The 11,995-nt window shown below is 61.6% G+C and carries 12 protein-coding genes; 3 read left to right on the forward strand and 9 right to left on the reverse strand.

The window, feature by feature from the left end; genetic code table 11:
- Positions 1-35: 35 nt before the first annotated feature.
- On the reverse strand, positions 36-1,223 hold the full coding sequence (locus tag ATY78_RS21240; RefSeq protein ID WP_088684264.1) for a hypothetical protein: 1,188 nt from the start codon (positions 1,221-1,223) through the stop codon (positions 36-38).
- A 421-nt stretch (positions 1,224-1,644) separates the two neighbouring features.
- Between ATY78_RS21240 and ATY78_RS21245 the strand changes: the two genes are divergently transcribed.
- Positions 1,645-2,055: a DUF5086 family protein gene (locus ATY78_RS21245; RefSeq protein WP_088684265.1), complete on the forward strand. Its 411-nt coding sequence runs from the start codon at positions 1,645-1,647 to the stop codon at positions 2,053-2,055.
- 419 nt (positions 2,056-2,474) lie between these two features.
- On the opposite strand, the gene ATY78_RS21250 is transcribed toward ATY78_RS21245, so the two are convergent.
- The 6 genes from ATY78_RS21250 to ATY78_RS21275 form a co-directional block, all read right to left on the reverse strand.
- The gene (locus tag ATY78_RS21250; RefSeq protein WP_088684266.1) at positions 2,475-3,956 is read right to left on the reverse strand and encodes an NAD-dependent succinate-semialdehyde dehydrogenase; all 1,482 of its coding nucleotides are present in this window, start codon (positions 3,954-3,956) and stop codon (positions 2,475-2,477) included.
- A 65-nt stretch (positions 3,957-4,021) separates the two neighbouring features.
- Positions 4,022-5,302, reverse strand: coding sequence for a 4-aminobutyrate--2-oxoglutarate transaminase (locus tag ATY78_RS21255; protein ID WP_088684267.1), 1,281 nt, complete (start codon positions 5,300-5,302; stop codon positions 4,022-4,024).
- A gap of 78 nt (positions 5,303-5,380) precedes the next feature.
- The gene (locus ATY78_RS21260) at positions 5,381-6,163 is read right to left on the reverse strand and encodes an ABC transporter permease (protein ID WP_210191812.1); all 783 of its coding nucleotides are present in this window, start codon (positions 6,161-6,163) and stop codon (positions 5,381-5,383) included.
- Between the two features lie 4 nt (positions 6,164-6,167).
- Positions 6,168-7,337 (reverse strand): ABC transporter permease, encoded by a 1,170-nt coding sequence (locus ATY78_RS21265; RefSeq protein ID WP_088684269.1) that lies wholly within the window; start codon positions 7,335-7,337, stop codon positions 6,168-6,170.
- Positions 7,334-8,407 carry an ABC transporter ATP-binding protein gene (locus ATY78_RS21270; protein ID WP_088684270.1) on the reverse strand — a complete coding sequence of 358 codons (1,074 nt, stop codon included), beginning with the start codon at positions 8,405-8,407 and terminating at the stop codon, positions 7,334-7,336. The genes ATY78_RS21265 and ATY78_RS21270 overlap by 4 nt, the downstream gene beginning before the upstream one ends.
- A 92-nt stretch (positions 8,408-8,499) precedes the next feature.
- Positions 8,500-9,549 carry an ABC transporter substrate-binding protein gene (locus ATY78_RS21275; protein ID WP_088684271.1) on the reverse strand — a complete coding sequence of 350 codons (1,050 nt, stop codon included), beginning with the start codon at positions 9,547-9,549 and terminating at the stop codon, positions 8,500-8,502.
- A gap of 394 nt (positions 9,550-9,943) precedes the next feature.
- Here ATY78_RS21275 and ATY78_RS21280 point away from each other — a divergent pair, with 394 nt between their 5' ends.
- A complete protein-coding gene (locus ATY78_RS21280) occupies positions 9,944-10,837 on the forward strand; it encodes a LysR substrate-binding domain-containing protein (RefSeq protein ID WP_088684272.1) in 894 nt (297 codons plus the stop codon).
- A 37-nt stretch (positions 10,838-10,874) separates the two neighbouring features.
- On the opposite strand, the gene ATY78_RS21285 is transcribed toward ATY78_RS21280, so the two are convergent.
- Complete coding sequence (locus ATY78_RS21285) at positions 10,875-11,432, reverse strand: threonine transporter RhtB (protein ID WP_088684273.1); 558 nt, start codon at positions 11,430-11,432, stop codon at positions 10,875-10,877.
- A 91-nt stretch (positions 11,433-11,523) separates the two neighbouring features.
- Here ATY78_RS21285 and ATY78_RS21290 point away from each other — a divergent pair, with 91 nt between their 5' ends.
- Positions 11,524-11,742 carry a hypothetical protein gene (locus tag ATY78_RS21290; protein ID WP_088684274.1) on the forward strand — a complete coding sequence of 73 codons (219 nt, stop codon included), beginning with the start codon at positions 11,524-11,526 and terminating at the stop codon, positions 11,740-11,742.
- Between the two features lie 35 nt (positions 11,743-11,777).
- Here ATY78_RS21290 and ATY78_RS21295 read toward each other — a convergent pair.
- Positions 11,778-11,995: aminotransferase class I/II-fold pyridoxal phosphate-dependent enzyme (locus ATY78_RS21295; RefSeq protein WP_141105659.1), on the reverse strand; the 218-nt coding region annotated here is incomplete at its 5' end.

Consider the following 11,995-nt stretch of genomic DNA (forward strand, 5'->3'; position numbering starts at 1 on the left):
TCCGAAAGACACGCGGCGCTGTAAAAGCAGCTTTCTCAGTCGTTCGCCGTCACCTTGACGCCGAGCACGGACGGAATGGTATTCGGCGCACCCATGGCCGCGCCCACGATCATCGGGAAGGGCACCGGCTTTTCAGGCGCGGCGCTGATCGTCAGGCTCTTCGGGCCGTCGAGATAGGTGTTGACGGCGGCCGAGATCTGGTTCTGCAGTTCCGGCATTTTGAGCTGGGCCAGCATGACAGGCACGAGGCCCTTCAGCGACTGCGCCAGCTCGTCTCCCGTCACGCCCTGCTGCGAACCGGCATAGTCGAGCGCCTTCTTGGTGATGGAGGCGTCGTCGAAGCGCAGCTCGGCGCTGTTGAACGTCAGCTGCTGCATCATGCCCATCATGGCTAGGCCCATCGCCTGGTTTGCCTCTTCCTTGTTCGGGTTGGCTTCGGCGGTCTTCACCGCTTCCTGCAGCGCCTTGATGAATTCGAGCGTGTAGCCGGAGAAATCGACGGCGATGTTCAGCCGGCCGACATTCTCGAAATCGAAGGCATATTCGTCGACCGCGATCTTGCCGCTTTCGACTTCCCAGCTGCCCTTCATCGTGACGGCGCCGTCGAGCGTCGTCAGGCCCAGCTTCTCGATCGCGTCTTTCGAAGCGGCATCCTCGACCTGCGAGAGATCGATCTTCAGGCCAGTGACGTTGGCGTCATAGGTGAAGCCGCTATCCTCGCGGCCGAGGTCGGACTCGGTGCTTTCGATCGAGACGATGTCCTTGCCCTTGACGTTAAGAGCGATCGGGCCGGTGCTGACGACCTCATAGAGCATCATGTCGTCCAGCGTCGCGCCGCCGGCATTGGCGGGGATGGTGAGACCCTGGATCAGGATGTCCTTCGCGGTAAAATGCCCCTCTTCCTGCTTCATGTCGACGTCGGGGAAGGCGACCGATTTGGCGTAGTAGCCGCCGCCGTCGGTCTCCTTCACGCCCTCGAAGGTGACGTCGCCGATATCGAGCGTGTTGCCGGGCACACTTGCAAATCCGACCTTGACGCCCGATGCCTTGACCGTGTCGCCGTCGACTTCGGCCTTCTCGAAGGTGATGACCGTGCCGCCGGCGCTGGTGGCCGCATTGAACTTCTTCATCATGTCGGCGCCGTCAAGGGCGAAGGCCGGGCCGGCAAGCGTCAGGAAAGCAGCGCTTGCCGTCATCAGGTGGAGATTGCGTATATGTTTCATCGAAAGGTCCTTATGGAGAAAATGAATGGAGAGGCAGGTCTGTCGCTCTCCGGTCGAAGAGGCTGCGAGGCGACACGTTCAAGGACCGTGTGCTGCGGCATCATCTGTTGGCTTGATTGCGGGGGAAAGTTCGGGCTGAAGAAGTGTGATCATACGGCCGCGGGGAGGGCGGCATCTCATTCGTATATCTCCGCGAATCTTGCAACCTTTTGCATATAGAATTCCAATTCGGAATCAATCACCCCGCATCCGTTTGGACTGTGCCGGGCCGCTCTTCCCCATGGATCTGGTTTAAGCGGCGTTAATAACCTTTCGCCTGAGGATTGAAAATCGAAGCAGGTCGCGCTTATGTCGCGCTGGAAGAAACAAGATGCGTCCATGTTCTTCGCAATCGGTACGCAGCAGGAGCAGGGAAAGATCTATGCGTATGTTCAGCAGCTTGACCCTGGTTGCCGCGCTGATGGGTGCCCCGGTGCATGCCCAACAGCAAACGGAGACGATTATCCTGTCGGTGTCGGCAAAAACGGTGCGATGGGCGGATGTGTACAAAACCACCGGGCGGCCCGACGATCCGTATTTTCACGTGCGTGTTATCGAGAAGGAAAAGGGCACAGAGCCTTGGGTCTTCAAGGAACTGGCCCATCATTTGGTCGTTACGCCGCAAGCCTTGGACGCCAGCCGGATCAAACGGAAGGCGAAGACCTACGCCTATAAGGACGTGGAGTTTCTTGGAAGCTATCGTCGATGGCTCGACGATCCGGCAATCCGCGCCGCAACGCCGATTTGCGGCACGGATATTTTGAGTTGCGTGAAGAGAGGCGGCTCCCAGTGAGAGGCAACGCCTTTGGGTAGCGAAATACAATCTTTTGGTGCAAAAATGGCATAAGATAGCTTATGGAACTCCAGTGATTCTCCTGGGCCGAATTTGACGATTTCTCATTGGATACAATAACATCGCCCGCAGCCATGATTAGTTCCCCGATAAAGGCAGCGATCGTTTCTGGCCTTTCACGCTCGATCAGGCTTCGAATTCCCTCACGAGCCGATTTTCGCATAAAGCCGGCAGCATGATCATTGGTGTCGGACATCACTTTCCTCCTTGGTGATGCCGTTAAATGCTGCCCTGTTCATTTGGATGTGTGCAGGCGTTTTATTTCCCGTTCAGTGGTGCCCTCGCGTCACCACTCCAAGATGAACAGCCGACATCAGACGGCTCCGCGCGTCGTGGGGCGTCCGACGATCACGCCCCGTTCATACACCGCCGATGCAGAGATATTTTAGTTCCAGATAATCGTCGGCTCCGTGGCGTGAGCCCTCGCGGCCGAGGCCGGATTGCTTGATGCCGCCGAAGGGCGCCGTCTCGGACGACATCAGGCCGGTATTGATGCCGATCATGCCGTATTCGAGCGCTTCCGCCACCCGCCAGACCTTCTTCAGGTCGCCGGCAAAGAAATAGGCGGCGAGGCCGAATTCCGTGTCGTTGGCCTGGGCGATGACATCCTCCACCGTTTCGAAGCGGAAGAGAGGGGCCACCGGCCCGAAGGTTTCCTCGCGCGCCACCTTCATGCCGGGGGCAACCCCGGTCAGAACCGTCGGCGCAAAGAAGGTGCCGGCGCCGTCGAGGCGCTTGCCGCCGGTCAGCACCTTGGCGCCCTTGGCGAGCGCGTCGCTGACATGGTCTTCCACCTTGGCAAGGCCCTGCTCGTCGATCAGCGGCCCGATCACGACGCCGGCCTCGAAGCCGTCGCCGACCGGCATCTCGGCGACTTTTGCGGCAAGCTTGGCCGCGAAGGCGTCATAGACGTTCGACTGGACATAGAGCCGGTTGGCGCAGACGCAGGTCTGGCCGGCATTGCGATATTTCGAAGCGATCGCACCCTCGACGGCGGCGTCGAGATCGGCATCATCAAAGACAATGAATGGCGCGTTGCCGCCGAGCTCCAGGCTCACTTTCTTGATCTGGTCGGCGCACTGCCGCATCAGGATGCGGCCGACCTCGGTCGAGCCGGTGAAGCTGATCTTGCGCACCTTTTCGTTGCCGCAGAGCTCGCGGCCGATCGCCGGGCCGTCGACGCCGACGATGATGTTGAAGACCCCGGCCGGAACGCCTGCCTGCTTGGCGAGCACGGCAAGCGCGATCGCCGTCAGCGGCGTCTGTTCGGCGGGCTTCGATACCACGGTGCAGCCGACGGCAAGTGCGGGAGCGATCTTGCGGGCGATCATCGCCGCCGGGAAATTCCACGGCGTAATCGTGCCGACGACGCCGACCGGCTGCTTGATGACGATCATGCGTTTGTCGTTGGACGGCGCGGGGATCGTCTCGCCGTAGATGCGCTTGGCCTCTTCCGCATACCATTCGATATAGGAGGCGGCATAAAGGGTCTCGCCGCGCGCTTCCGGGAACGGCTTGCCCATTTCGGCCGTCAGGATGGCGGCGAGCTCGTCTGAGTTGGCGACCATCAGGTCGAACCATTTGCGCAGGATGACGCTGCGCTCCTTGGCTGGGCGGGCAGCCCAGGCCGGCTGGGCGGCATAAGCCGCATCGATTGCCCTCTTCGTCTCGGCAGCGCCCATATCGGGCAGCGAGGCGAGCAGCTCGCCGGTTGCGGGGTTCAGCACGTCGAAGGTCTTTTCGGCATCGCCCGATGTCCAGACGCCGTCGATATAGCCGGCATCGCGCAGCAAGGGCGAGGAAAAGGGAACGTGCCTGGTCAGTGCGGCGGTGAAAGCCATGTCATATCTCCTGGGAGTGTGGCTGCCGGCTGGCGGCAGCCATTGAAATGCGGTTCCGCTGCGCCTTAGCGCGTGGCGCTTGCTTCCAGCATCGAGGCTTCGAGAATGTCGAGCGCTTCGCCGAGGACCTCGTCCTGAATGGTGATCGGCGCGAGGAAGCGGATGACGTTGCCGTGGATGCCGCAGGTGAGCAGGATCAGGCCCTTGTCGAGCGCGGCCAGCCGCACCCGGTTGGCGAATTCCGCACTCGGCAATCCGGTCGTCCGGTCGTTGAACTCGACGGCGTTCATGAATCCCGGCCCACGGATATCGGCAATCTCCGGCACCTTCTCACGCAGGGATTCCAGCCGCTGCTTCAATCGTGCCCCGAGCTGGTTGGCGCGGTTGCAGAGATCTTCGTCCGCGATGACGTCGAGGACGGCATGGGCGGCTGCGATGCCGAGCGGATTGCCGCCATATGTGCCGCCGAGCCCGCCCGGTCCCGGCGCGTCCATGATTTCGGCGCGGCCGGTGACGGCGGCGAGCGGGAAGCCGCCGGCAAGGCTTTTCGCCATCGTCGTCAGGTCGGCGGCGACCTCATGATGATCCATCGCGAACATTCTGCCGGTGCGGGCAAAACCGGTCTGCACCTCGTCGGCGATCAAGAGGATGCCGTGCTGGTCGCAAAGTTCGCGCAGCGCCTTCATGAAGGCGGCAGGCGCCGGGTAGAAGCCACCTTCGCCCTGCACCGGTTCGAGGATGATGGCTGCGACGCGCTGTGGGTCGACATCGGCGGCGAAGAGTTTCTTCAGCGCCGCAAGCGACTGGTCGACGGAGACGCCGTGCAGCTCGACCGGGAAAGGAACATGGAACACATCGCCGGGCATCGCGCCGAAGCCGACCTTGTAGGGCACGACCTTGCCGGTCAGCGCCATGCCCATGAAGGTACGGCCATGGAAACCGCCGCCGAAGGCGATGACGGCCGAGCGGCCGGTCGCCGCACGCGCGATCTTGACGGCGTTCTCGACCGCTTCGGCGCCCGTGGTGACGAAGACCGTCTTCTTCTGGAAATCGCCCGGCACCAGCGCATTCAGCCGTTCGGCGAGATGCACATAGCTCTCGTAGGGCACGACCTGATGGCAGGTATGGGTGAAATGCTCGAGCTGCTCCTTGACGGCCGCGATGACGCGGGGATGGCGGTGCCCGGTGTTGAGAACGGCGATGCCGGCGGCGAAATCGATGTAGCGGCGGCCCTCCTTGTCCCAGATTTCGGCATTCTCGGCGCGCTCTGCATAGATCTGGGTTGTCATGCCAACCCCACGAGCGATGGCTGTATTCTTACGATCGGTAAGCGAGGTGGAGCTCACGATATCCTCCTGATGTTCATTTTCTGACGTGTTTTGTCTTGGTTGCTTGTGCGGTCGTCCCCAAAGGGGATCGGGATCTCAGCCTGCGGCCACGAGGCGGGCCCGCTTGTGTACGGCGGCCAGCAGGCCGCCAAGAAGGACCGTTCCGACGATGAACAGGAATGCGGCGGCGACGATGGCCGGGCTGATGTTCTCGCGGATAGAGGAGAACATCTGACGCGCGAGTGTCAACTGGTTCGGTCCGGCAACGAAAAGCGTCAGCACGACCTCGTCCAGCGATGTGGCGAAGGCGAGCACTGCGCCCGACAGCACGCCCGGCACGGCAAGCGGCAGCGTTATTTTCCAGAAAACCCGCCGGGGCGACGCGCCGAGGCTCGCCGCCGCGCGCTCGACCCGATAATCGATGCCTTCGAGCGATGCGGTGATGCTCACCAGCACGAAGGGCACGGCGACAACGGTGTGGGCCACGATGACGGCTGCAAAGGTATTCGCAAATCCGAGCCGGGCAAACAGGATCTGGAGGCCGACGCCGAGGACGACCGCCGGAACGACCATGGGCAGGAGGAAGATCGTTCGCAATGCCGAACCGAAGACGATGCGCCTGCGCAATGCGAGCGCCGCCAACATGCCGAGCACCGTCGACAGCAGCGTGGTTCCCGTGCCGATCAGCAAGCTGTTGACGATCGATCGCCGCCAGGCTTCGGTATTTGCAAGCTCCGCAAACCAGCGGGTCGAGAAGGCCGGAATGGGATAGGCCAGGAAGCTGCTTGACGTAAATGCGATCGGAAGGATCGCCAAAAGCGGAGCCAGCAGGAAAACGACCGCTGCCGCGCCGAACGCGAATTTGAATAAGCGCGCCATCATCTCATGCCCCCGTCGTCTTCATGGAAAGCCGCCCATAGATGCCGTAAAGCACGATCGTGACGGCGAGCAGCACGATGCCGAGCGCCCCTGCCATGCCCCAATTGGCGGAGCCGGTGGCGTAGAAGGCAATGACCGAACTGATCATTTGGTCTTTCGGTCCGCCGATGAGCGCGGGTGTGATGTAATAGCCGAGCGCCGCCATGAAAACGAGCAGGCCGCCGGAGGCGATGCCACGCAGCGTCAAAGGCAGCAGAACATGCAGGAAGGCTCTGATCGGCCTTGCGCCGAGGGAAGCGGCCGCCGGCATGAGATTTCGCGGGATGGCGATGAGAACGCTGTAGATCGGCAGAACCATGAAAGGCAGCAATACATGCGTCATGGCGATGATGACCCCCGTCCTGTTGAAGAGCAGCGGCAAGGGGCCGCTGACGAGGCCGAGCGACATCAGCACCGAGTTGATGAGGCCCTTATCCTGAAGAAGAATATACCAGGCCGCGGTGCGCACCAGAAGCGACGTCCACAGCGGCAGCAGCACCGCGGCCAGGAGAAGCTGGCGTCGCCAGCCGTTCGAGGCGGCGGCCAGCATCGCGTATGGCAGCCCGATGAGGCCGGTCGCCAAGGTCACGACGGCAGCCACGGCGAAGGTTCTCAGAAGTATAGCCTGATTGGCCGACTCCTCGGCCGGCATCGCCACGATCGCCCCCGCGGCATCATGTTGAAGATCGACGGCGGCAAGAAGATTGCGATCTGTATAAGGGCTGATGGCGTCGGCAATGGCCCGCCAGAACGCTGTATCGTTCCATCGCGGATCGACCTCTCCAAGGACGAGCGGCTGCGTGCCGTCTCTCACGGCCGTTACGGTCTTCCTCATCAGCGTGCGGAAACCCGGCTGGGCACTGTTCAACCGTCTGACCACCTCGCCGAGGCTCTGGTCGTCCTCGATCAGTTTCAGATCGTCGACAAGCGCGGCCTGCATGGTGTCCGAAGGCGCGGAGATACGGTCCCAGCTGGAAACAGCGGCTGTCGTGCGCGGCAGGTTCTGGCTGACGACCGGATCTGACACTGCTTGGCCCAGCACGGTCAGGAGCGGCCAGATAAAGAAGACGCTCAGAAACAAGGCGAGCGGAAGCACGAGGGCCAAGGTGCCGAGACGTTGACGGAAAGCGCTCATGCGGCAATCACCCAGCAGTCGTCCGGCGAGAAATGCGCCACCACGTCGGATCCCGGCGCCCACTCCGCCGACCGCCTGTCGGTTCGAACCACGAAGCGGAAGGCATTCTCGTCGAGCTGCACCCTGAGGTGATCGCCCTGGTATACGCTGTCGAGTATCTTCGTCGGCAGGGCATTGGCTGGCGAGCCTTGTCCCCGTGCCGCCAGAGAAATCCGCTCGGGACGGACAGAAATGTGGACACGGCTTCCGACAGAGAGGGAGCGGCCGCCCGATACGACCACGTGCCGCCCGTCAACGATCTCGACTGCCGTCCCCGTCGGGTCGGTCGCCTTGACCGTTCCTTCTATGAGATTGGTTTCCCCTATGAATTCGGCGACGACGCGCGTTCGCGGGCGGTCGTAGATCTCACGCGGCGAGCCGATCTGTTCGATTTTGCCATGGTTGAAGACCGCAATCCGGTCCGACATGGTCAGCGCCTCGGACTGATCGTGGGTTACGAACACCACGGTCAGTTCCAGGCGTTTGTGAAGGTCGCGGATGTCGAGCTGCATCTGTTCGCGCAGGTGTTTGTCGAGCGCCCCGAGCGGTTCGTCCATCAGCACCACGGTGGGCTCGAAGACCAGCGCGCGGGCAAGCGCCACACGCTGCTGCTGACCGCCGGAAAGCTGGGCCGGCTTTCGGCCGCTCATTGCCGACAGTTGCACCATGTCGAGCGCACGCGTCACCCGATCTTCGATCTCGCTGCGTCCGATGCCGCGCATCCTGAGCGGAAAGGCGATGTTGTCGGCGATCGACATGTGCGGAAAGAGGGCGTAGTTCTGGAAGACGACGCCCATTTCGCGCCGGTGCGGCGGCAGGTGGTCGATACGGCGATCATCGAGAAAGATGCCGCCGCTGGTCGGATTTTCAAATCCCGCAAGCATCATCAGCAAAGTCGTCTTGCCCGAGCCCGAGGGTCCCAGCAGGCTGACGAATTCGCCCTTGTCGATATCGAGCGACAGGTCCTTGACGACCTGAAATGTGCCAAAGGATTTGGAGATTCTGTCAAAGCGTATGCGCGGCGTAGCCACGATGGCCCTCCGTTCGGGTCGTCAGTTCTCAAGGAATGCGGGAACCCCACGAATGGCTCCTTGGAGCGATCCGTGGGGAGAAGATAGCGTTGCTACTGAGCCAGCCACGCATCGAACCTCTTCGTCAGGGCTTCCGAATTGTCGATCCAGAAGTCCGTATCGAGGCTGAGCGCTCCCTCCATGTTGGCGGCCGCGGTCGGCAGGTCCGCGAGCTGGTCCGGTGGCAGGTCCTTGTCCGCTGCCTTGTTCGTGAGGCCGTAGGCGATATATTGCGGCAGTTTCGCCTGGTTTTCCGGCTTGCTGGCGAAGGCCACGAAGTCGAAGGCCGCGTCCTTGTTTTCAGCACCCTTCAGCACGACCCAGCTGTCCACCGCGTAGATGCTGCCGGGCCAGACGACCTTGAACGCCCTGCCTTCGGAGCGGTTGATGCCGGTGATGCGGCCGTTATAGGCGCTGGTCATGGCGACTTCGCCGGAAGCAAGCAGTTGCAGCGGCTGAGCGCCCGATGTCCACCAGACGAGGTTCGGCTTGAGGGCATCGAGTTTAGCGAAGGCACGATCGACGCCCTCCGGCGTCGCCAGGACGTCGTAAACCTTGTCGGCCGGAACGCCATCGGCCATCAGCGCGAATTCGAGCGTGTATTTCGGCCCCTTGCGAAGGGCGCGCTTGCCGGGAAATTTCGTCACGTCCCAAAAATCGGCCCACGACTTGGGACCATCGGCAATCTTGGCGCCGTCATAGGCGATCGCCGTCGACCAGACGATGGCGCCCACGCCGCAATCACTGACGGCTGAAGGCAGGAATGCATCCTTGCCGCCAAGCTTGTTCCAGTCCACCTTTTCGAAAAGCCCGTCGGCGCAGCCGAGCGCCAGTTCATCCGCTTCGACCTCCACGACATCCCAGGAAGGGCTGCCTGCCTTGACCTTCGCCTGGAGAACACCGATGCCGCCATCCCATCCTTCATCCAGGAGCGGCTTGCCGGCCTGTTGGGAGAAGGGCTTGAAGTAGATCTCCCGCTGGGCATCCTGAAAGTTCCCGCCCCAGGACGCCACGGTGAGATCCCTGGCCATGCCCGGCGCGGCCGCAAGCGTCAGCGACAACAGGCCCAAGGCTGCAATCGTCGAGGTTTTGTTGAGGTTCATTCTTCTTCCCCTGTTTGTTTAGTGATGCGGCAATGCTGTCCTATGTCCCGGCAGGCGAGAAGGCGCTTTTTCTTGACCGCGGTGGGACCGTGGATGCACCACTCCAGACCAGCCGCCGCCGGTCTTCAAACCGGCCCTGCCCGGAATCCACCTGCTTATGATCGAAAAATCCGGAATTCCATTCGAGGAATGAGTGGTGCATTATATGCACCACGGTGCGCCACTCTTCATTACACAGGCCGTTTGCGTTCTGTGGCATAACGGGCTGTGCACAGCAGTCTGACTTTGGTTCGATCACAGCCCATTTCAGTGGGGGATACGCTTGCGCAGAGGGAAATCAGAAGCAACCGAGCTGGATGGCGATCCGCCGCGTGGGCGTTTGCCGCCCTTGTCCATGGTCCGCGCCTTCGAAGCGGTCAGCCGATTGGGCTCGATGCGCAAGGCCGCCGACGATCTCAATCTCAGCCATACGGTCATATCCCGGCATGTCCGAAATCTCGAAGCATGGCTCGGCACGCGGCTTGTCGATGCCGGCCCGCGCGGCATCAGGCTGACGGTGGAAGGCAGGCTTTTTGCCGAGACTGTGGGAACGGCCTTCGACCTCATCGCCAAATCGACCGCCGAACTGCGGCCCGCCATCAGCCGCACCGTCCTGCGCGTCTGGTGCGTCCCCGGCCTCGCAACACGCTGGCTGACGCCGCGCTTCAACCAGCTCCAGCTGGCCTTGCCCGGCATCGACTTCGTCATGCGCGCCACCGACCTCGAGCCGGATTTCAGCCGCTATGAGGCCGATGTCGACATCCGCTATTCGGAGGAGCCAAGAGGAAATGTCCGCTGGATCCTGCTGGAAAGGCCCCGGATGTTCCCGGTCGCGAGCCCCGATTGGATCAGCAGGAATGCGCCCATCCGCACCCTTGACGATTTGGTCCGCCAGCCGCTCATTCACGAGGAAAGCCGCGATCAATGGCGACAGTGGTTCCGCAAGGCTGGTTTCGAACATGAGGTCGTCTTGAACGGACCGCGATTGTGGTCAGCCAATCTCACGGTGGACGCGGCCGTCACGGGCCAGGGGGTAGCGCTGGCCACACGCCTGATCGCCGCAGACGATCTTCGCGCCGGCCGGCTCGTCGAACTGCTCGAAACCGACGTCCGGCTCGGCGGCTATTATTTCGTCGGAGCGCGTGAACGCTGGAACGAGGTGACACAGGCGCGCTTCCGAACGTGGATACAGCAGGCGATAACCGCAACGACGGGCGGCCATTCGCCGAGCGGAGGTGCTGCGGGATAATCCAGGCACAGCGCAGCCCCGCGCGCGTTTCATCCCGTCAAAATGCGCTGACGGTTAGCGCGGCGGAGAATATGAAGAGAGTTGCGGAGCTGCAGCGCCGGGCAAACAAGGGTAACTGCTTTCCACCTCCCAGCACGATCCTGCCCATCGACAGCCAGATGGAGGAGGCCAGAAGCACCATGGATGCGAGAACGGCGACAATGGCTATCGACGATGCCTGCTGCGCGGGAGGGATTATCGTCAGCCCGATTATGAACCCCTTGGGATTCAACAGGGTGGTCACGGCCAGCTGTCGTACTCTTACGACCACGACAGGGCTCGCTCCGACACCCCAGAGCCGGAGTGCGAGGTAGAAAACCCAAGTCGCCGAAGCAAGTTTGACGGCCTGCGAAACCGCGGGATGATCACGGAGAATGGGAGCGGCCAGACCTGAGACCGAAAGAACAATCGCAAGATAGGCGAAGACGACCGTTGCAAGAAGCATGATCGCCCGCCTGGAGGTCAGCCCCTGAGATGCGATCGCCAATATCGCATTGGTTGGTCCCGGCAAAATGAGAAGCGTGAAAACACTCGCTGCAAAAGGGAGAAGATGCACCGTTCTAAATCCTTCGGTCGATAAAGATCATTTGCGGCCGGAACATTCTCGGTTGCTTGCCGTTTACCTCAGTCAAACTTGAGGTTTCCCCATGCCTCGCATGATCAGCTTCATGCTCACTCAATTGGCCACGGGCTTTGCAATTGGATGCGCCGTGGGTTTTCTGATTTGGCAGAACGGCTTTTTACCCTTCGGCTCCGCGCCAGGGGAGTTTCAGAACTATATCGCTCAGGGCCTGTTCATCTATCTCTTCGCGAGCACGATAAGCATGGGCTATCTCGCCACGGCTCTTCTGCTGGAAGCGGAGTAGTCCGGTTATTTTCATCAAGGTCGCGGCACGTATTCTCAGGCCACCATCCTTGCCAGCGCGCAACGCGACCAGAGCGAATGCAGGGCGTCGACGAGATGGGCGATATCGGCGTCGGAATGCAGCGGCGTCGGGGTGATGCGCAGCCGCTCGGTCTTCTTCGGCACGGTGGGATAGTTGATCGGCTGGACATAGACGCCGCAATTGTCGAGCAGCAGATCGGAGATCCACTTGCACTTGGCCGCATCGCCGACCA

The sequence above is a fragment of the Rhizobium sp. R635 genome (genome assembly GCF_002211285.1).
In the GTDB taxonomy this organism is placed as follows: Bacteria; Pseudomonadota; Alphaproteobacteria; order Rhizobiales; family Rhizobiaceae; genus Rhizobium.